Genomic DNA, 20,961 nt, shown 5'->3' with positions numbered 1-20,961 from the left:
AAACTGGTTGTTTAAAAGGTGTTTTGATCCCTGTCTCAAAAACAGGGGTCAGTCCCTATCTTGTTTGAATGAGCTTTTTTCACGTGTTTTACATCGGTTTTTCGGCATTTCTAACATAAATCAAGTTGTCTGTCCACGCACCATCTTCGTAAATGAACTTCTTTCTCGTACATTCATATTCCATCCCAACGCTTTTAGCTAAATGGATTGAGGCGTCGTTATCAAGGTTAATATGAGCTTCAATGCGATGATAGTTCAGTTGCTCAAACCCTAGTTGTAAAGCTAATTTCACGGCTTCTTTTCCGTAGCCTTGTCCCCAGAAGTGGTTATGAATTTGGTAGCCGATGCGGGCCCATTGAAAATCGTCTCGCAGCAATGTTGAAAAGTCAATTGCTCCAATATGTGTGTAGGCTTCTTGATGAAAAACGCCAAAAATGTACAAGCGATCCTCATTTGCGGATGCTTGATTTTTTTTAACAAATTCTTGAAACCATTCTTTTGTGCAAGCGCTCATGTCTAGCTTTCCTTCGTCGTATTTATGCTGAGAAGGAAGGCGTTGTTCGTATTGGGCGAGCCAGTGTGGATAGTCACTTACATAATAAGGACGAATAATCAGTCGTTCACTTTCAATTGAATGCATGGTTAGGTCTTCCTTTCAAGAGGGGTTTGTTTATAAAGCAGTATTTTCTGATCCCACTTCGTTATTTCCTTTTCACAAGTCATGCCGATTTTTTCAGCAACGCGAATGGAAGGGGTGTTTGCAGGAGCAATGAGGGAAACGATTTCATCGAGTTGTAAAACTTGAAATGCATAGTCTCGCACAGCAGTAGCGGCTTCTGTTGCGTACCCGTTGTTCCAAACGGCAGGCAAAAATAAATACCCCAGTTCTATCGCAACCGCACCTTCTACCTTTTGAGGCACAAGGCCACATTGACCTAAAAATGTCCCACTGTCTTTTTCTTCAACGATCCACATGCCAACTCCGTACGCTTTATAGTTATAAAGCGTCCAGTCAATCCACTTGATTGTTTCTTCTTTCGATTTTGTGCGTCGATAATGGGTCATTACTTTTGAATCAGAAAAAATACGAAGTAAGTGTTCGACATCTGATGTCAGCATGTGGCGTAACTGCAGACGGTTCGTTTGAAATAAAAAAGAGGTCATAAACGCGCTCCTATCTAGTAGATATAGAAAATTATACCACACGCAACGCACATAATTGTACAAGCGTATGCATATGAAATAAGGAGTCGAATGAACAAAAAAAGTTTTGTTAACCAAATGTTAGGTAAAGGTTGATGTAGCAACATTTTACAGTGTCATTAAGAAAACAAAAAAGTCTTTTATAAAAACAGAATTTTGTAAAAGTTTAAAAATTTTGCTATAGTAGTGGTAACCGATTATGGTGACGATAATTCGTTACGATAACACAGGCTCATTCTACATACATAAAAGGGGAGATGGAAGAACGATGAAGATGAAAAAGAAAACAAGTATCTTTTTATCAATCGCGTTAGCTGCAGGGGTATTAGCAGGGTGCGGAGCAAAAGAACAAACCGGAGACGGTATGAAACTCGTCGATAAAGAAAAGTTTACATTTGCTGCTTCAGGTGAATTCAAACCTTTTAGCTACATGGAAGGAAATGAAATGACTGGCTTTGATGTCGAAGTAGGCGAAGCGGTCGCAAAAGAACTAGGCTTAGAGCCAGAAGCGAAAAAAATGAAGTTTGCAAGTATTATAGAAGGCGTTAAATCAGGACGTGTGGATGCGGCTGTAGCCAGTCACACGATTAATGACGAGCGTAAAGAGCAAGTTGCGTTCTCAACTCCATACTACTATTCAGGTCCTCAAATTTTCACAAGATCCGATAGTGATATTCAAGTGGCTGCTGACTTAAAAGGAAAAGAAGTGGCTGTTGCAAAAGGATCGACGTATGCAAGTACTGCTGCTGAACACACAGATAACATCAAACAATACGATAGTGATATTACCGCGCTTCGAGCACTAAGTGATGGTCGACATGATGCGGTCATTACCGACTTTGTCACAGGAAAAGAAGCGATTGGTGAAGGATATAAAATTGAAGGTCGTGAATTACTTGGCCGAAGTGAACAAGCTATTGCCGTTTCAAAAGGAAATGAAGAATTAGTCAAACAAATCGATAAAGCACTTGAAAAGCTACGCGAAGACGGAACATTAAAGGAAATTAGTGAAAAGTACTTTGGTGAAGACATTACCGTTCTTCCAGAATAACACTACCATGATTCAGTCAGATGCAAACATGTAAAACCGAAGCAGCGTGACTGGCTACCAGTCCGCTGTTTTTTTGAGTGATACATAGATTATAAGAATTGAAGAGGTGATTAGATGCCGAGCTTTAGCCATTTTTTTGAAACACTAGTAAGTAGTCGTGACTTATTTTTTGAAGCGATGCAAGTGACATTGAAGTTGACAGTTGTATCTGTTTTATTTGGGATTATCATTGGCTTATTTTTTGCTCTTTTAAAAATATCGAATGTGAAAGTATTAGGTTACATATCTGATGTGTACGTGTATTTAGTTCGAGGAACACCACTAATCGTGCAAATTTTCGTGTTGTATTTTGGATTAAGTAGCTTGTTTTTACTTCCCGATTTCTGGGCCGCGTCGCTTGCACTCGCGTTTCATAACGGTGCATACATTGCTGAAATCTTCCGTGGAGCGATTCAATCCATTGATAAAGGTCAGATGGAAGCAGGGCGTTCTTTAGGGATGACAGCAAGTATGACGATGCGTCGTATCATTTTACCCCAAGCGTTTCGCCGTGCGTTACCACCACTAGGTAATCAGTTCATTATTGGACTAAAAGATTCATCTTTAGCAGCCTTTATCTCGATGAACGAGTTGTTTAGTGTAGCAACGACACTTGGTTCGAATAATTTTGATGAAATGACGTACTTATTAATCGTAGCGGTGTACTACCTCATTTTAGTTGCGTTACTAACACTCATCGTGCGTGGAGTGGAAAAGAAATTAGCGGTAAGTGATTAAGGGGGAAAACATGATGGAAAAAAGAGAAATGATTCGTGTTGAGAAGCTGAATAAATCGTTTGGGGATCTACATGTGTTAAAAGACATTGACATGACGGTTCAAGAAAGTGATGTTGTATGCTTAATAGGAGCGAGTGGATCGGGAAAGAGTACCCTTTTACGATGCTTAAACTTTCTAGAAGTAAAAGATAGTGGTTCGATTATCATTGAAGATGAAGAAACCAATTTGCATACACATGATGTAAACAAAGTGCGCCAAAAAGTAGGAATGGTGTTTCAACATTTTAACTTATTTCCGCATAAAACTGTGTTAGAAAACGTTATTGAAGCACCAATATACGTAAAAAAAGTGCCAAAAGCAGAAGCGAGAGAACAAGCGAAGCAGTTATTAAAAAAAGTGGGACTAGCTGATAAAGCGGATGTGTATCCAAGTAAGTTATCAGGTGGGCAAAAGCAACGTGTTGCCATCGCTCGTGCACTCGCGATGAAACCAGATATTATGTTGTTCGACGAACCAACTTCAGCACTAGACCCGGAGCTTGTTGGAGAAGTACTTGCGACCATGAAAGAGTTAGCGAAAGAAGGCATGACGATGATCGTTGTGACACATGAAATGGGGTTTGCACGTGAAGTAGCCGATTGGGTTGTCTACATGAATGACGGTCGCATCGTCGAAGTCGGGCACCCAAATGACTTATTTGAATCACCAAAAGAAGAACGAACGAAAGAGTTTTTGAAAACGACGCAACTGAAATAGGTGAAAAGTGGCTCAATTAAATGAGTCACTTTTTTTACTATAACGGAAAAACCCCCATATACATATACCAATGCTGAAAATGAGGTGGAGACGATGCCGCGGTTTAATCCAGGTCGTGTCAATATGTTTTTTGAACAACAACAAGAAGATGTAAACCTTTCGTTTAATAATGAAACGACAGTATTAACGTTACCTGTTCGAACAGAAGTGGCGAATCAGCCTGTGAAAGTAGATGGGAATGTAAAGATTGAAGCCCGTATTCCTTTAGGATTGACGAATTATCAATATGGTGTGCAAATGAGAATTAAACGAAACGGAACAACACTGACAACGGAAACGCTACAACAAGGAGCTGCAGCGGTCTTAACAGTCGCGTTTACACAATTTAACTCAATTCCATTTACATGGGTTGATTTTAATACTGTGGAAGGAATGAATACGTATACAGTCACACTGCAATTTTTCGTTCGATCTTCTAGTGGCGTAAATGTAACGGCACAATCGAGATCGATTAATGCGATTACGTAAGAAAAAGCTGGGACATGAGTCTTTCAGTTTATAATATATCCAAACTATTGTGATTTATATATTTTTGATAGATTGGATATTTTTGTTGGTTAAGAAAACAAGTTTAAAAGAATAGCGCAATGGAGCGTAGGACACTCGATTCCTGCGGGAAATAGAGGAAAGGCTGAAGCCTCACAAGCACGAGAAGACTTAGCTCCCTCCCCGCGGAAAGCGAGTCGATGGCGTAGCCAAACGAGTAAGTGGGGGTATTTCAATGAAGTCGAACGTTATGAACGTACGTCAAAATGAAATTGAAACCAATAATCATCGTTTATGTTTTTCGCTCGTTCTGCTACCATATGATTGCAACCTTCTTCATCGGTGGCGATCCAATTATGGTCAACGTCAATATGAACAGGATAAAGGTTGCCTGCTTTAAACAAAATAACTGGTGGGTGAACTTCTACATAGTCATTTAATTTTTTTACAACATTGCGCTTACAGTAAATTAATTCCATTATATTCTCCCTCTTTTATTTCGAAAATCGAATCAAATTTTTTGCATGTTTGAATGCAAGTCTACTACAATAATCAATGTAACCATGATAACACACGATGGTTCATTGAAAGGAGCGAAACGCAATGAATGAACAAATTCTATTAGCAGAGCGACCAAAAGGAATGCCAACTGAGCAAACATTTACATTTGAAAAGGTGGACATGCCTTCGATTAGCGAAGGTGAGGTACTTGTTAAAACGTTATATTTATCAGTGGACCCGTACATGCGCGGTCGGATGAACGACACAAAATCATATGTCCCACCGTTTCAATTACATGAAGTAATTTCAGGTGGGATTGTCGGAAAAGTTGTCGAATCAAAAGCAGATTCGTTCCAAGAAGGAGAAATCGTAACAGGTTATTTAGAATGGAAACGATATTCAAAAACAAAAGCGAAACATTTACAAAAAGTAGATCCAAACCTTGCGCCAATTTCAACGGCACTTGGTGTATTAGGTATGCCAGGTTTAACGGCTTATTTTGGTTTACTTGATATTGGTCAACCAAAAGAAGGTGAAACGGTTGTCGTATCAGGAGCGGCCGGAGCGGTTGGAAGTTTAGTCGGACAAATCGCGAAAATTAAAGGGGCTCGTGTGGTTGGTATTGCTGGATCACAAGAAAAAATCGATTACTTAAAAGATGAACTAGGCTTTGATGCTGTGATTAACTATAAAGAAGACGATGTGAAACAAGCTGTAAAAGATGCGTGCCCAAATGGGGTTGACGTGTACTTTGATAACGTCGGCGGCGAAATTTCTGACGCTGTCACAAGTCAGTTAAATAAATTCGCGCGTATTCCACTATGCGGACAAATTGCTCTTTACAACCTTGAGAAAGCAGACGTTGGTCCACGCGTTCAAGGTCAATTGCTGATTAATAGCGCACTTATGAAAGGATTTATCGTCGGTGATTATGCTGAACGCTTCCCTGAAGGTGTGAAACAGTTAGGTGAGTGGGTACAACAAGGAAAGCTTAAATATAGTGAAAACATCGTAGAAGGTTTTGAAAACGTACCAAGTGCGTTCTTAGGGTTATTTACAGGTGATAATTTAGGTAAGCAGCTCGTAAAAGTGGCTGACGAATAAAAGAGTGGCACAAAAAGAGCATGACGGTTTTGGCGTCATGCTCTTTTTGGTACCTTAAAGTAGTAAATCTTGTTCAATGATTAAGCTTGACTCTCACGCCCGTACGCTGCTTCTTCTTCAAACTGTTTGTTGTTTTGTTCGATTGGCGATTTCTTGTGGTAACGCCCAAGTACTGTACTCATGACAAAAATACCAACGAGTGAATAAAGCACTTGTACGATGCCGAACACCGCTGTTGCTGATCCCACAATGATCACATCGGTTGCAAACATTGTTTTACCTGGATTGATTCCAAAGCGTTTGTCTAAGAAAACACACAGCATGTTAATTCCACCTAAGGATGACCCATTACGGAATAGGAAAATCAATCCGAATCCAACGAATAATCCCCCAGATATAGCTCCAACAAGTGGATGTGGAAGTTCAATTGTGACAAATGCAGCGAGTAAATCCGAAAGAATAGACAAAATACTTACACTAATAAAGCTGCGAATCGTAAATTGTAAACCAATTTGGGTAATCGCCATAAAATAGAATGGTAGATTAATAATGAAAAAGAGAACGCCGAACGAAATGTTTGTTAGATGTTGCAAAATAATACTAAGACCAGCTGTCCCACCAATGACTAGATTTGACGTATTTAATAGATACACGCCAATTGCCACGAGTAGGCAACCAAATACAATATGCAACCATTGCTTTGTTAAATTCATAATAATACCCCTTTATGTATATTTATACTAAAAGTAATCATTAATAGAAAAATCTCGTAAACTGCAGTTCTTATTTTACTACATTTTACAGAATTTTGTAAGGGGGTTGTTAGACAATCTGACACTAGTGGTGAATTTTCATAAATTTTTATCATTTTAGAAAACTTACGATATTTGTGAGAGTGTTTGACTATTTTCTAAGTTTTTACACAAAGTAAATTGGAAATAGAGTAAAATAAAGATGGGATGTGAAGTTTTACAGAGAACACATTGGGGGTGTGGGAGTTGAGAATTCGCAACTCAGCAAAAGCATTAATTGTAGAAGATGAACGTGTATTACTAGTAAAGTATGAAGATGAAGAAGGGGAGTATTATGCACTTCCTGGTGGTGGACAAGGTTATCAAGAGTCAATTATTGCTGCATTACAAAGAGAATGTATTGAAGAAATCGGTGTAGAAGTAATGGTCGGGCCGCTTGCGTTTGTACGTGAGTATATTGGGAAAAACCATGAGTTTTTCGACAATGATCACCACATTCATCAAGTTGAATTTATTTATCATTGCACATTAAAAGACAAAACATCATTTATTGAAAATGGTGCGCTACCGGACCCGGGACAACTAGCGGTGGAATGGATTTCTGTTCATGAACTACTTGAAAAGAGAATGTACCCGTCAGTACTTAAACAACTAATACTGAGCTATCAATTTGGCGAGCACGTACCTACATATATCGGTGATACAAATTAAAAAAGAGACTAAGACATAAGTCTTTTTGTGAGTGATAGATCTGAACTATCATAGGTTACCCCTATTGATCGTTCAGATCTTTTTTGTTGATTTAGAATGTCCACACCGACCTCTTTTTAGCTATAAAAATAATTAGAGGTAGAAGGAACTTGTTACATAAGAGCGAACTGTTAGCGGTAGGGGGGATGAAGATGGAAGTTTTGCTGCATAAAAAGAAAAGGGCGTTACGTACCGGTTTATGGACTCTTACTGCTTTCATGATGATTAGCTTAGGTGCAATGTTTGCGATTGATTGGTACGTGTCACGTTCTGCTCCACAAATTTCAGGTACGCTCCATATACCAGGGCTTAAACATCCTGTAACCGTCACACGCGATGAACAAGGAGTTCCTCATATTAAAGCAAAAAGTGAACATGACCTGTATGTTGCACAAGGCTTTGTTACAGCTCAAGACCGCATCTTTCAAATGGATTTAAGTCGACGACAAGCGTCTGGACGATTAAGTGAAGTTGTCGGAGAAGCAGCCATTGATCGAGATAAATATTTTCGCACCCTAGGGTTAAGAAGAGCAGCAGCTGATTCACATGATATGTACTCAAAAGAAGGGAAACAAATTTTAAAGTGGTACGCAGACGGAGTCAACGCTTACTTAGAGCAACATCCATTACCTGTCGAATTTACTCTTCTAGGCTACAAGCCAGAGAAATGGACGCCTATTGATTCGCTGACAATAGGAAAATACATGGCATTTGATTTAGGAGGTCACTGGCAAGGTCAAGCCTTTCGTTATGAACTTCTTAACCAATTTCCGAAAGAAAAAGCGTATGAGTTGTTTCCTGCGTATCCGAAAGATGCACCAACCATTGTTCAAGAAGGAACGGTGGATGTTGAGAAAAGCTTCGCAACAGCGGTCATTCCACCAGAATTCAACGGTAGCAATAACTGGGTTGTAAGTGGCGAGAAAAGTGCATCAGGAAAGCCAATTTTAGCAGATGATCCGCACTTATCGCTCGCAACACCATCGATATGGTATCAAACGCATCTACAAACCAATGACTTAAATGTAAGTGGTGTCATTTTTGCGGGGATTCCTGGCATTATTTTAGGTCACAATGACACAATTGCTTGGGGAGTCACGAACACGGGGCCAGATGTGCAAGATTTATATATTGAAAAACGAAACCCAGATAAAAAAGATGAATTTCTCTATAATGACAAGTGGGAAAAAGCAGAAATAATTTCAGAACCAATTGATGTCAAAGATGGTCAAACCATTCCGTATGAAGTAACGATTACCCGTCATGGTCCTGTTTTATCAGAGTTTGCTTATGAAAATAAAGACAATACCGTATTTTCGTTAAGGTGGACAGCGCTCGATTCGTCCAATGAATTAGAAGCGGTCTTAAACATGAACAAAGCAAAAAGTTGGGATGAATTTGAAGATGCACTTGAGCAGTTTCACACCCCAGCGCAAAATTTTGTATTTGCTCATAAAGATGGCACGATTGCATACAAAGCAAATGGACGCATTCCAATTCGGAAAAAGGGAGATGGAATACTGCCTGTGCCAGGTTGGACAGATGAGTATGAGTGGGAAGGGTTTATTCCATTCGATGAACTTCCACGTACTGTGAATCCAAAAGAAGGATTCATTTCAACAGCGAACAATAAAGTAGCGGGTGATAGCTATCCTTATCACATTAGTCACGTGTGGGCACAGCCATATCGCCAAATGCGAATTCAACAAGTGTTAAACGAGAAAGCCAAGTTGACAGTAGAAGATATGAAACAGTTACAGATGGATCCATACAATTTGCAGGCAGCAGAATTCGTGCCATTGTTTGTGAATGAGTTACGTCACACAGAACTATCTTCACAAGAGAACGAAGCGTTACAGCAGTTAAAGAAATGGAATTATGAAGACCGTGCGAACGTAGCTGCTCCGCTTATTTTTCACCGTTGGATGAAAGAAATTGATGATGTGTTGTTTGAAAAAGAACTTTCACCAGAACTGTTAAACTTATTTAAAGGTCGGGGACAAATCATTGATGAGTTGCTCCGTAAAAGTCACAAAGGAGAGCGTGTTGCGTGGATTGAGGATCAAGGTGGATTAGAGCAAGTGTTGAAAACATCGCTCACTCAGACCATTAAGGATTTAACAACAGAGTTTGGTAGTAAAGTTGAAGCGTGGAAATGGGGCGATTATCACCAAATCGTATTTGCTCATCCGCTATCAAGCGTACCGATGTTAAAGCCAATTTTTAACCGTGAAGCACCGTTACCAGTTGACGGCAGTCGTGTGACTGTACAAGCAGTTGGATGGAATGACGAGACAGGCATAGTCAATCACGGCGGCTCATGGCGATTTGTTATTGACATGAACGATACAAGTAAAGGCTATCACCTTGTTGGACCTGGTCAGTCTGGTCACGTGAAAAGTAAGTGGTACAGCAATCAAACAAAAGCATGGGTTAACGGTTATTACCATGAAACGGACATAAAAAGTGTTGAAGGTGAAACTTTAACGTTACTACCATATTAAAAAAGAGGCTGGAACATAAGTGTTTCAGTTGGTAGGATATCCGAACTATTTTGGGTTGAATACTTTTGATAGTTCGGATATTTTTATTGGTTGGAAAAACAAGTTTAAAAGAATAATGAAATGGAGCGTAGGACACTCGACTCCTACGAGAAATAGAGGAAAGGCTGAGGCCCCGTAGGAACGAGGAGACTCAGGTTCCTCCCCCCGGAAAGCGGGTGGCTGGAGCGCAATGGAACGAACTTGTTGTTGTAACCTAACCATGATAGAAACGTCATTGTTCGTTTTGGAGAAGGAATCATTTCGTTATGTCCCACCTCCGTTTTTTAGTGGAAATCTCACCTAGAAGAGGCTCATTCACTTCATCGTAAACCATTGAGTCACAAGCATCAACACAAGCCATATCCCAACCCAAATATGTTGATTATCAGGTATAGGATGATCTTTTATCGCTGGTAAAACGCGTGATGTCCGCCCATATTGATAAGTGAACGCTCTTTTTCTTGATGCAGAGGCACCAAACAAGTACGGAACCCACCAAGTGAGCACATAAAAGAGAAACATAAACCATGTAAGCGTGAAAGCCCATATTAAAGCGGTGTCGAAGCGGGTATAATGGCAAGCAATCACCAGAGCTGTTGGTACGTAGTAAATGAACAAATCTAACCGATGAGAACACTTGCTTTTTCGATCGAGGTCATTCCAAGGATAAAGATCAAAGCAATCAATGAGCAAGAGGTAAAGAAAGAATAAAATGGGGACTAAAAAATGCATGACATGTAATGAAAACAACTTAAACACTCCTAAACATACAATATGATTGTTTCATATGTATATTCAAGCAGAGGGGAAAAAGAGACAAGTGAAAGCAAGTAACCGTCAGTGGAATTCTATGCGTTCTTACAACTTGTTTATCGAGTAAAAAGGTAAAGGAAACCGCCTCAAACACATTGTTTAGCGTGTCTTAACTTCTAAATGGTGTCCTACGTTAATATCGTAGTGATAGGTGAAAAAGGAGGGAATACGTATGGCGATTTTTCATCGATTTACATGGAGTGAATTTTTGGCATTCAGAAAACAAAACAACATGCCTCCACTTGCTCACGAAGTGCAAACAGGTGACCAACGAGCATATGCAATTGTTCCGCTCGCTTCTTTTGTCGTGAAACCAGATGCAACGTTAACGTATTATTGGGAATTTGAAGAGAGTGGATTTTACGAGAAAATTTCATTTCATCATTATGGACCGACCATTCAATCAACAACGGCACCGTCCCTTTTTCAAAAAGCGTTTTTTTGGTCTGAGTGGCTAACGTTAAAAGATGCGATTTATCATGGGAGCTTGGATGGAGAAACCGAAGAGCTGAAGATTGAACATTTTGGTTGGTCATTGATGCAAGATATTGGTCAGTGGATTGACAAGCAAAATGGTGGTGTAAAAGTATCTCAAGGTAAACATGACTACCATATGGATATGTACATATCATATAGTCGTACAGGTCCGAAATTGTGTTTTTATGTGTTAGAAGGTGGACTTTATATGATTAGCATTGAACACCCAAACTACGAGCTCATTTTTAAATCAGAGCGACTTTCCGAACAAGAAGAAGCTTCTCACGTTCAACAGTTAACGGAGCTCGCCACTCACCTTCATCAATTTTTAAAAGCGTATACCCCCGTTATTGACCCCCATGCAGGTATTATTTTGTTAGATGATGAGGATTGGGATGAAGAGGGACAATAAAAAAGGGCAGGAATCCTAGCCCTTAAGAAGAAGTGATAGCATTCTTTAGCTGAAGTGTGTCCCATTCATGTGAGAGGAGACTATAAACTGCTAAGTCATGATAATGATCATAAAGATACTCTCCATCACGTGCGGTGCCTTCATAGGTAAAGCCGAGTCGTTCTGGGATCGCACGACTTTTTACATTTTCCATGCCGCAACGAATCTCCACTCGATGTAATCCTAACGTATCAAATGCATAAGCAAGGCAGCCAATTACTGCTTTTGTCATAATTCCTTTATTTTGAAAGCGTTCTCCTATCCAATATCCTATACTTGTATTTTGATTGGCCCAATTAATGCCGTGGAAGCCAACCATTCCAGCGACTTTGTTTTGATACAAAATAATCGCTTGAAATCCTTGGTTATCTAAGTACTGATTGTACCATTGAGGAATGATGTCGTCGTAGTCAGATGCTTGTTGCGTGCTATCCACCCATGGTAGCCATTTACGTAAGTACGTTCTAGATTCATCAATCAATTGTATTAATAAAGCAGCATCGTGTTGTTCGACAAGCTTTAATGTAATATCTTCATTAATTTTAAGCTCAAACATTTGGATACCCCACCTACTGACATTTCTTTCTATCTTATCATAAAAAGAAAGAATAATAAGAACTTTCTTATTTGATTTTGTTTAACAATTTCTTAATGAATACATGTTACACTAAGATTGTAATCAAAATGTAATGTGTTTAGATACATAAGGAAGAATCATAACTTGCACAATACAAAAAAGAAGTGCAAGGTAGTAGGTGATGGCATGGAACTTGATTTACTTATCACGATATTTGGTATTGGTTTTATTGGCTCATTTTTAGCAGGCATGCTTGGAATTGGCGGCTCTGTCATTTTATATCCGCTTTTGCTGTTCGTTCCTTCTATGCTAGGCGTAGGAATGTTTCAAGCACATGATGTAGCAGGTATTGGTGCCATACAAGCATTGTCTGCTTCAATCATTGGTGCGCTTTCGTATCGAAAACAAGGATATTTGCATCTTCCGCTCATTTTATTCATGGGCTCAAGTGTTCTTATAGGAAGTTTAATTGGTAGCACAGCTTCTTTTCATATTGAAGAAGAGGTCATTAACTTTGTGTATGCCATTATGGCAACCATGGCTGCTTTTCTATTATTTCTTCCGAAGAAACAGCAATCGAATCATGAACAATTTACATTTTCAAAGCCACTTGCTATTTCTCTTTCGTTTCTTGTAGGAATTGGAGGGGGTATTGTAGGGGCGGGAGGCGCATTTTTACTTGTTCCGATCATGATGTCTGTGTTAGGGATACCGGTACGAGTAACGATTGCGAGTTCACTTGCCATTACAGGCATTTCTTCGGTGGGAGTAACAATTGGAAAAGTCTCAACTGGACAAGTTCTCTTTTTACCTGCACTTATGATTGTTTTGGCAAGTCTTATAGCTGCTCCATTAGGGGCTTATGTTGGTCAAAAAACAAAAACCAAGTCTCTGCAAGTTATTTTAGCACTTGTCATTATGGCCACATCTCTTAAAATTTGGTTTGATTTGTTTCAAAAAAGCATTCACTAAAAAGGCCTTGCTTGCTTCTTTAGATGACAAAGTGGAGTCAATCTCGCCACAATAATTGGCGAGACATGAAAGTGAATAATCCTCTAAAGCTTTAACGTTCCTACTCAAGAAATGTTAAGGCTTTTTACTTTACGTTTCTCTAAAAGGTTGTTGTTTTTAAAGGTAGTTATTTGAAGCTTAAAACAGGAAAAACGTGTTCATTTTTTGTAAATCGAGGATGAAACAAAGAATGCTTCTTAGTTCAATAGGGAAGATAAATATAAGTTGTGTTTGTTGTGTTTGTGTAAAAAGAAGGGAGTATTGTAAATGAAGCAGCAATCAGTCGATGAATCGAAGTACATTCAGCAACATTTAGCAAATGAGCGAACGTACTTAGCGTGGATTCGAACGGCAATTTCGGTAGTAGGGATGGCATTTTTAGCCGTTAGTTTATATGTCAACTTCTTTGGTGAAGGGAGTATTATTAGTGAGAATATAACAGTCCTTATGATGATTGCATCTACTTCTATCGGGGTATTTATAATTTTCTTTGCCACTTTTAATTATATGAAAAAGCGGTCAGATATTAACGAAGGTTCATTTCGTTCTGCTTCTACTTCAGTTGTTGTAATCTCCATGTCCCTTGTGCTTCTCATTTTGTTGTTAGGTTTATACTTTTTTACAACTTAATACAACATTGTTATTGTTTGGTTTGTTAACTCATTATAAAATAAAGCCATTATGGGATGAGGAGTTAGCAATTATGCTTTTAGAATTAGAGCGATTAAAAAAAGAAAATGATCAACTGCGCAACGAGCGGGATACATATAAAAAACAGCTTCAACTTCAAGGAGAGGGAAACACCTTGAGTGATATGGATCGTTTTGGATTTCGTTTCATCTTTGATCGGGCATTAGACGGCACGATTTTATTTGATAGTCGAAATGACTTTACATATCTGTATGTGAATAAAGCGTTGTGTGACCTGTTTGATATGACAGAAGAAGAAATATTAAAAACGAATTTAACAACATTTATTGCACCTTCATGGCAAAATCAGTGTAAGGCAAGCTTAAAAACTTTATTAACAGATGGCGAAGTACGAACAGAAATGTTGATGCAATTACCAAATGGGAAAGAACGATTAATTGACTTAGTCGTTCAATTGAATGTCTTTCAACATGTGGGCCTAGCGATTGTTCGAGATGTAACCGAGCAAAGGCGGATACAAAAGAAGTTAGCAGACAAAGAAAAGTTGTTTCGAAGCTTATTAGAACAAGCCCACGATGGGATTGTGATTACAAAGCTTAGTGACCCATTCACCATTATTGAAGCGAATAAAAGTGCTGAACATATATTAGAAGCGACAAAAGAACAACTAATGCAAACGGATTTTCTGTCCTTTTTCGATCAAGATTATATCCCCTATGTAGAAAGTCAAGTCACATCGTTAATTGAACGAGGAGTTGTAACGGGGGAGTTAGTTTGTCAAACATTGAACGGGAAAAAGGTACCGGTCGAATTTACAGGCACAACCATTGAAGTTGGAAAAGAAGTGCATGTTTTATTAATCGGCCGTGATATAAGCGAGAGAAAAGCGAAAGAAAAGGCATTGATGCAAAATCGTCAAATGGACCAATCCTTATTTGCATTTAATCCTCATTTAGTCTGTCGCTTAAATTTAAGTGGGCAAATGGTTTCGGTAAATGAAACAATGACAACGATCCTTCGTTATTCATTAGACGAATTAACGCATCAGTTTTTTCATTTAGTTGTGCATCAAGACGACCAAGTTGCGTGGCACCAATTTTTTAACAATGCGTATGCAAAAAATCAAACAGAAGTACGCTTGCAAACGAAAAATAAGGAAATTCTACACTTTGAACTCGTATCTAGTCCTATTTTAATCGATGGAGAACTAGAAGGATTTTATTTAATCGGAAAAGACATTACAACTCAAAAGAAACAGCAGCAAGAACTACGTGCTTCTCATAAGTTAGTGAACACAATTATTAATAACATCCCTGTTGGGGTAAAAGTATCGAACATCCATCATGATGTTTTACTTATCAATAAACAAATGAAAGATGTATTCAGTTCAACGACCGATTCAGAAGAATTGTTTACTCTTTCACTTGAAGAAAAGATGAACTTAGGAAGAAAACTGTTTGTCGATTATGAGATGTTTGAAAGTCGAATCAGCAAAGTGATTGCTGAGAAGAAACAAGTGCTAAACATGGAATATGCCTTACTGAACGGAAAAACAGTGGAGCAAGACTATACGCCATTTATGATGGATGGGGAGCAAATTGGTCATATATTTATTTACCGTGATATTACAAAGCGAAAGAAGATGGAAGAATCATTACGAACAGCGAAAAACGAAGCTGAAAAAGCAAATCATGCTAAGATGAACTTTTTATTAATGATGAGCCATGAGCTTCGGACACCTTTAAATTCGATTTTAGGATTTTCGCAAATACTCGAAGGAAATCGTCGCGAGCCGCTTTTGCCTTCACAGCGAGAGAAGGTCCAAAAAATCTTACGGTCAGGTCGTCATTTGCTAACGCTTATTAATGATATTCTTGATTTCTCGCGAGTTGAGTCTGGTCATTTACAACTTCAGATGGAGCAAGTAAATGTGGGGGATGTGCTAAAAGAAGCGTTGAAGCTTATTCAACCATTCGCATTAGATTGTGAAGTGAACGTTTGTTTTGATGAAAACGTTTTGGAACAAGAAATAATGATTATGGCGGATTCGACCCGTCTTAAGCAAGTGTTTTTAAATTTATTATCAAACGGCATTAAATACAATCGAAAAAAAGGGATACTAATGGTGTCGTTTCATGGCCGAAATGGTCAAGTAGAAGTGGTGTTTCAAGACACCGGTGTGGGGATAAAAAGAGAGTATATAGAAGACATTTTTGTTCCGTTTACAAGATTTGAAGACGCGGGGAGAAAACGTGAAGGTACTGGAATTGGTTTAGCTCTTGTAAAACGTATGACAGAAGCGATGGGCGGGCATGTACATGTTGAGAGTACATATGGAAAAGGTAGTACATTCACTTTATCATATAACAAAATCAAACCGTTTACTTATCGTGAACCAATCAAGCTTCAAAGTCATAGTCAAGCGTCTATTAAGCAATTAAATCATCAAACCATTTTATATATTGAAGATAAAGAATGTAACATTGAGTTGATGAATCATGTGTTAAAACAGATGCCTACGATTTCGCTTTTGAATGCAAAAACGGTGAAAGAAGGCATACGTGTTATATTTGAAACGCCGCCACATTTAATTTTATTAGATTTAGATTTACCTGATGGATCAGGGTTTGAAATCGTTAAGATGTTAAAGCGAAATGAAGAGTTCCGACATATCCCAATCATTGCAGTGAGTGCTGATGCGATGGCTACCACCATTCAAAAAGCAAAAGAGCTAGGATGTGCGGAATATATTAAAAAGCCATTTGATGTTGAGTATTTAGTCGAGGTGTGCACTTGTTATTTATCAGTTAATACCGAGGTTTAAGCGGGTAAATTAACGATTCTGTGGCTATGTTATAATGGTTTCACAAAAAGCTGTATCGAATGAGGGCTGAACTCTCTATTGATACAGCTTTCATTTAATTTCATTGTATGGCGAATAGTTGAGGTTAGACAAAAGATGTTATTTGGAAAGAGAAAGAGTTGAAAATTGTGATCGAGGTTTTGTTAATTCAATCTTAATTCCTTTAAGCTTTAGTTTTTCAACAAACTGCTTTCGCTTTTTGCTTATTTCAACACGTGGTTGATTCATTATATGTAATCATCCTCCATAACAGATAGATCGTTAACTACATCTTTATCATAATAAAAAAGTGACGTGGAAACAAGAATACTTTGAAAAATTCACAAAATAGTAAAATTCCTGTAGCAATTGACAAAAAAGAGAAGGTGTTTTTTAGCTGAAAATGGTGTGGATTTATGGTCAAATGGTGCAAAACGTATTATGATGAAGCGTATAAAGATAATTATAGTAAGGAGTTTGTTACATATGAAAATTCGTAAAGCTAATATTCGTCTTGAGGATAAGTGGATTGAACAAGTATTTGTTCATGAAAATAAGAAAGAAGAGTACACATTAATTGCCATTCCAGATATTGAGTGGGCAACCGTTATTTCATATGAAGAAGACATGGATACATGTAAAGATCGCTTAGTTTCTTCTTTATCTAAACGTGTGAGTGAAGAGACAGCAATAGAGCTGACGAATAAGATTAACTTTTGGGTGCGTGAAATGTAATTGATTTGAGTATCCTTTTGTTGACAGTTACTCTTTTGATTCGATAATATACAGGTAGGGGTATAATTTATGGTCTAGGAGGATACAATGATAGTTGTATTAATAGTTATCACAACTTTCTTATTGTTGGTTTTATATAAGCGATATGTACCGGTTCACGGAATTAAAAAAGTACAGTCATTAGATTGTTCATCACGTACTATTTCATACGTAGATGTTCGCCATTTTCATGAGATGAAAAAAGAGCCTTGTCAACAAGCCGTACACATTCCACTTCCATATTTAGCGAGACACCATCATGCCATTCCATCAAAAGAAGTGGTTGTAATTGTACCTGATGCGCTTACGCGTAACTTAAGTATTCGTCAATTGAAAAAGTACGGGTATCACGTGAAAGGTTACTGGTGTGCGCAAGAGCTACAAATGAAAGGATGAAAAAGATGGAATATACAGATCAAACGAAAAATCGATTAAAACGAATTGAAGGTCAAGTGCGAGGCGTGTTACGCATGATGGAAGAAGATAAAAACTGCAAAGATGTTGTCACTCAATTATCAGCTGTTCGTAGTGCAGTGGACCGTACGATCGCTCAAATTGTGGCGACTAACCTTGAACAGTGCATTCTTGAACGACAAGAAGCAGGAGAAGAAACAGCAAAAATTGTAGAAGAAGCGATTAGCTTGCTTGTGAAAAGTCGATAAAAGAGGTTGGGACATAAATGTTTCAGTCGATAAGATATCCGAACTATTTTGAGTTATATACTCTTTATAGTTCGGATATTTTTGATTTGAAAAACAAGTTTAAAAGAATAGTGGAATGGAGCGAAATGGAACGAACTTGTTGTTGTAACCTAACGGTGATAGAAACGGCATTGTTCGTTTTTGAGAAGGAATCATTTTGTTATGTCCCACCCTCTTTTTTACAATCTTAAAAAGTAAAGGTAGAAAAGGAGTCATCTAGTTTTAGATTTAGACCTCCAAAAACAAAACGCTACCTTCGAATGATTTAAGGGCGTTTCTTTGTGTCACATAAACAGGTTGTTTTTCTTCGTAACTGTCTAGTGTCAATTTTACGCATAGAGCATTCATTGCTTTATATACAAAAGGTTTTTAAAGTATAAGCTAATTACCTATAGAAAAAACAAGGACGTTTATCCATAGACAGAGATGGATAAACAATAGGGGAGTTGAAGATTGAGGAAGGTGAAGGTTTATTCGAAAAGTAGGAAGAATGATTGCGTTTATACTTGTTGTTGGAATAGTGATCGTTGCGTACCAATACATCCAATACCAAATTCCATATGAAGTGAAAGCAATTGAACAAGAACTTACACATTGGGAAAATCGAGATAATACGAGAGAGCAAATTGATTTGAAGGTGCAAGATTTTCAGCAAGTTGGAAACTCAAATACATATATTGCTTTGTATGCATTACCTAACGAAATTGGAGGCTATGCAATTTTAAAAAAAGGTTGGAATCAGAAGTTGAAAATTGTTGTGAGCAGTCGTGTGAATAATCTAGTAGACTACGATGATATTGAAACAAACAAAGGGTTATATGGCATCTTTGTTGGACAAAACCCTAACAATGACATTTACCGATTAAAAGCACGATTACCTGAAGATAACTATTCGTTTGACTTACGCGTTCCAAATACTGATTACTTTATTCTATATGAAAAGATTACCGAAGAAGTTAAACGTACTTTTCCAGCAGATATTACGCTCTTGAATGCTGAAGGAGACGATGTGACGCTTCAAACGTGGATGAAACAGCAATAAAAATCGGTGAAACATTTTCTGCTGCCTAACATTCACGTATCACAAGAGGAAGATAAGTAAAACATTTTATATCTTTATTTGTTCAGAAAATCGACATGGGGCATGTCGGTTTTTTTGTATGTAAAATCTTTTCTAAACATAAGAATATATAGGAGAAAAAACGAGGAAAATAGCGGCTTTGTTGATGGTGAAAAGTGTCATTTCTGTGTCATTTTATCTGTTCAAAAATCTGTTTATTTTTTGTCACAAAACGTTCAATAATGTTATATTTCGTTGATATAAAAGGGATGATAACGCTTTTAGATAACGTTTTCTTGGAATAACAAACCGGTTTTGACGGGTTTTACCGTGTAAATCCTGTTATTTACATTTATTACTGAAAAAAAGTGTGCTAGAATATGCCAGTGGCAGGGTAACCTTCGTCTGCAGTTAAATTATTACTATATTAGTATATTTTTATTAAATGATTTTAATAGAATATGACGAAAAAAATTGTATCTTGTATTACAATTTAAATTGTATAGTATAATTTTTCTTTGTTGTAGATTGAAGGCTTAATTAATCGTAAACTTTACATTCTATATGTTAGAGAATGTAGGTTTCTTACATTTAACATTTGAGTAGAATTTGTGTTTTGGAAAGGAGAGTTTTTAGTGAAGCCGACAAAAGGTTTTTGGAGATTAACAGCATTACTTTCTTCACTGTCTCTACTGATTTTAAGTGGATGTTCAGACTTAGCTGTTTTAAATCCGCAAGGGCCAGTTGCAAAAAATCAAGCTGATTTGATTGTATGGTCATTTTGGTTAATGTTGATTGTTATTGTAGTTGTCTTTGCAATTTTTGCATTTGTACTTATTAAATATCGTGAAAGACCGGATAACATGGACTATGAGCCACCAGAGCAAGAGGGTAACCTTTTAATGGAGATCATTTGGACAGCATTCCCGGTTATCATTTTAATTTTATTAGCGATTCCAACGGTTCAATCAATCTACGAATTAGAAAAGCCGCCAGCTGCTGCTGAAGGGCAAGAACAAAGAGAACCAATTACAATTCATGTAACATCAGCGAACTGGAAATGGATTTTCAGTTATCCTGAAGAAAACATTGAAACTGTCAACTACGTTAACATTCCAGAAGATACACCTATTCGCTTCGAGTTAACGTCAGCTGGTCCGATGAATGCATTCTGGGTACCAGAGCTTGGCGGAATGAAATACAACATGAACAACATGGCAATGGATTTATATTTACAAGCTGATAACCCAGGTTCTTACATGGGACGTAGTGGAAACTATTCAGGTGAGCACTTTACTGATATGGAATTTGAAGTGCAAGCAATGACTGATGAAGACTACGAGCAATGGGTATCAGATGTGAAAAATACAGCTGAACCATTAACAGAAGAAAAGTATGATCAATTATTAGAACCAGGTGTTGTTGGTCGCATGACATTTAACAACACGCACTTAGACTGGGTTAACCACGCAACAGATGCTTACATTCCAGGTAAAGTTGATGAGCGTGGACAAAACAAAGGTCACGGTGGTCATGGTAGTCACGGAAGTCATGGAGATGACAAAGAAAAAGAAGAAGACCATGAAGACCACAAAGACCATAGCAGTCACTAAAGCGTAA

General features: G+C 37.9%; 23 protein-coding genes. 16 read left to right on the top strand and 7 right to left on the bottom strand.

Annotated elements, in window-relative coordinates:
* Positions 1-88 precede the first annotated feature (88 nt).
* Complete coding sequence (locus tag DIS06_RS17165; RefSeq protein ID WP_110114461.1) at positions 89-640, bottom strand: GNAT family N-acetyltransferase; 552 nt, start codon at positions 638-640, stop codon at positions 89-91.
* Positions 641-642: 2 nt separating this feature from the next.
* The gene (locus DIS06_RS17160) at positions 643-1,164 is read right to left on the bottom strand and encodes a GNAT family N-acetyltransferase (protein WP_110114460.1); all 522 of its coding nucleotides are present in this window, start codon (positions 1,162-1,164) and stop codon (positions 643-645) included.
* A gap of 307 nt (positions 1,165-1,471) precedes the next feature.
* Here DIS06_RS17160 and DIS06_RS17155 point away from each other — a divergent pair, with 307 nt between their 5' ends.
* From DIS06_RS17155 to DIS06_RS17140, 4 genes are all read left to right on the top strand, one after another.
* Entirely contained in the window at positions 1,472-2,254 is a 783-nt protein-coding gene (locus tag DIS06_RS17155) for a transporter substrate-binding domain-containing protein (RefSeq protein WP_110114459.1), read from the top strand.
* A gap of 114 nt (positions 2,255-2,368) precedes the next feature.
* Positions 2,369-3,031, top strand: coding sequence for an amino acid ABC transporter permease (locus DIS06_RS17150; protein WP_110114458.1), 663 nt, complete (start codon positions 2,369-2,371; stop codon positions 3,029-3,031).
* 13 nt (positions 3,032-3,044) lie between these two features.
* The gene (locus DIS06_RS17145; protein ID WP_110114457.1) at positions 3,045-3,788 is read left to right on the top strand and encodes an amino acid ABC transporter ATP-binding protein; all 744 of its coding nucleotides are present in this window, start codon (positions 3,045-3,047) and stop codon (positions 3,786-3,788) included.
* Positions 3,789-3,881: 93 nt separating this feature from the next.
* Entirely contained in the window at positions 3,882-4,316 is a 435-nt protein-coding gene (locus DIS06_RS17140; RefSeq protein ID WP_110114456.1) for a hypothetical protein, read from the top strand.
* A 266-nt stretch (positions 4,317-4,582) separates the two neighbouring features.
* Here the strand turns inward: DIS06_RS17140 and DIS06_RS17135 are convergent, their stop codons facing one another.
* Positions 4,583-4,813: a hypothetical protein gene (locus tag DIS06_RS17135; protein WP_110114455.1), complete on the bottom strand. Its 231-nt coding sequence runs from the start codon at positions 4,811-4,813 to the stop codon at positions 4,583-4,585.
* A 124-nt stretch (positions 4,814-4,937) separates the two neighbouring features.
* Between DIS06_RS17135 and DIS06_RS17130 the strand changes: the two genes are divergently transcribed.
* A complete protein-coding gene (locus tag DIS06_RS17130; RefSeq protein ID WP_110114454.1) occupies positions 4,938-5,939 on the top strand; it encodes an NADP-dependent oxidoreductase in 1,002 nt (333 codons plus the stop codon).
* Between the two features lie 80 nt (positions 5,940-6,019).
* Here DIS06_RS17130 and DIS06_RS17125 read toward each other — a convergent pair whose 3' ends face one another.
* Entirely contained in the window at positions 6,020-6,652 is a 633-nt protein-coding gene (locus DIS06_RS17125) for a YitT family protein (RefSeq protein ID WP_110114453.1), read from the bottom strand.
* 285 nt (positions 6,653-6,937) lie between these two features.
* Between DIS06_RS17125 and DIS06_RS17120 the strand changes: the two genes are divergently transcribed.
* Positions 6,938-7,402, top strand: coding sequence for an NUDIX domain-containing protein (locus DIS06_RS17120; protein ID WP_110114452.1), 465 nt, complete (start codon positions 6,938-6,940; stop codon positions 7,400-7,402).
* 191 nt (positions 7,403-7,593) lie between these two features.
* The gene (locus DIS06_RS17115; protein ID WP_110114451.1) at positions 7,594-9,945 is read left to right on the top strand and encodes a penicillin acylase family protein; all 2,352 of its coding nucleotides are present in this window, start codon (positions 7,594-7,596) and stop codon (positions 9,943-9,945) included.
* 354 nt (positions 9,946-10,299) lie between these two features.
* Here DIS06_RS17115 and DIS06_RS17110 read toward each other — a convergent pair whose 3' ends face one another.
* Positions 10,300-10,734: a hypothetical protein gene (locus DIS06_RS17110; protein WP_110114450.1), complete on the bottom strand. Its 435-nt coding sequence runs from the start codon at positions 10,732-10,734 to the stop codon at positions 10,300-10,302.
* A gap of 235 nt (positions 10,735-10,969) precedes the next feature.
* On the opposite strand from DIS06_RS17110, the gene DIS06_RS17105 reads away from it, so the two are divergent.
* A complete protein-coding gene (locus tag DIS06_RS17105) occupies positions 10,970-11,686 on the top strand; it encodes a hypothetical protein (protein ID WP_110114449.1) in 717 nt (238 codons plus the stop codon).
* A 22-nt stretch (positions 11,687-11,708) separates the two neighbouring features.
* Here the strand turns inward: DIS06_RS17105 and DIS06_RS17100 are convergent, their stop codons facing one another.
* Positions 11,709-12,281, bottom strand: coding sequence for a GNAT family N-acetyltransferase (locus DIS06_RS17100; protein WP_110114448.1), 573 nt, complete (start codon positions 12,279-12,281; stop codon positions 11,709-11,711).
* A 207-nt stretch (positions 12,282-12,488) separates the two neighbouring features.
* Between DIS06_RS17100 and DIS06_RS17095 the strand changes: the two genes are divergently transcribed.
* The 3 genes from DIS06_RS17095 (at position 12,489) to DIS06_RS17085 (ending at position 16,788) form a co-directional block, all read left to right on the top strand.
* Complete coding sequence (locus tag DIS06_RS17095) at positions 12,489-13,274, top strand: sulfite exporter TauE/SafE family protein (protein WP_110114447.1); 786 nt, start codon at positions 12,489-12,491, stop codon at positions 13,272-13,274.
* Between the two features lie 306 nt (positions 13,275-13,580).
* Positions 13,581-13,943: a YidH family protein gene (locus DIS06_RS17090; protein ID WP_110114446.1), complete on the top strand. Its 363-nt coding sequence runs from the start codon at positions 13,581-13,583 to the stop codon at positions 13,941-13,943.
* Between the two features lie 73 nt (positions 13,944-14,016).
* Positions 14,017-16,788: a PAS domain-containing hybrid sensor histidine kinase/response regulator gene (locus DIS06_RS17085; protein WP_110114445.1), complete on the top strand. Its 2,772-nt coding sequence runs from the start codon at positions 14,017-14,019 to the stop codon at positions 16,786-16,788.
* 138 nt (positions 16,789-16,926) lie between these two features.
* Here the strand turns inward: DIS06_RS17085 and DIS06_RS20785 are convergent, their stop codons facing one another.
* Positions 16,927-17,055, bottom strand: a complete 129-nt coding sequence (locus DIS06_RS20785; RefSeq protein WP_275425439.1) for a hypothetical protein — start codon at positions 17,053-17,055, stop codon at positions 16,927-16,929.
* Positions 17,056-17,292: 237 nt separating this feature from the next.
* Here DIS06_RS20785 and DIS06_RS17080 point away from each other — a divergent pair, with 237 nt between their 5' ends.
* The 5 genes from DIS06_RS17080 (at position 17,293) to qoxA (ending at position 20,954) form a co-directional block, all read left to right on the top strand.
* On the top strand, positions 17,293-17,541 hold the full coding sequence (locus DIS06_RS17080) for a YueH family protein (RefSeq protein ID WP_110114444.1): 249 nt from the start codon (positions 17,293-17,295) through the stop codon (positions 17,539-17,541).
* An 87-nt stretch (positions 17,542-17,628) separates the two neighbouring features.
* A complete protein-coding gene (locus DIS06_RS17075) occupies positions 17,629-17,976 on the top strand; it encodes a rhodanese-like domain-containing protein (RefSeq protein WP_110114443.1) in 348 nt (115 codons plus the stop codon).
* Between the two features lie 5 nt (positions 17,977-17,981).
* Entirely contained in the window at positions 17,982-18,242 is a 261-nt protein-coding gene (locus tag DIS06_RS17070) for a metal-sensitive transcriptional regulator (RefSeq protein ID WP_110114442.1), read from the top strand.
* A 529-nt stretch (positions 18,243-18,771) separates the two neighbouring features.
* Entirely contained in the window at positions 18,772-19,323 is a 552-nt protein-coding gene (locus DIS06_RS17065; protein WP_110114441.1) for a hypothetical protein, read from the top strand.
* A gap of 653 nt (positions 19,324-19,976) precedes the next feature.
* The gene (gene qoxA / locus DIS06_RS17060; protein ID WP_110114440.1) at positions 19,977-20,954 is read left to right on the top strand and encodes a cytochrome aa3 quinol oxidase subunit II; all 978 of its coding nucleotides are present in this window, start codon (positions 19,977-19,979) and stop codon (positions 20,952-20,954) included.
* The last annotated feature ends 7 nt before the right edge of the window (positions 20,955-20,961 follow it).

Source organism: Bacillus sp. CGMCC 1.16541, assembly GCF_003184905.1.
GTDB lineage: Bacteria > Bacillota > Bacilli > Bacillales > Bacillaceae_H > Priestia.
The sequence above is the reverse complement of the archived record's forward strand: the minus strand, read 5'-3'. Positions and strand labels throughout refer to the sequence as shown.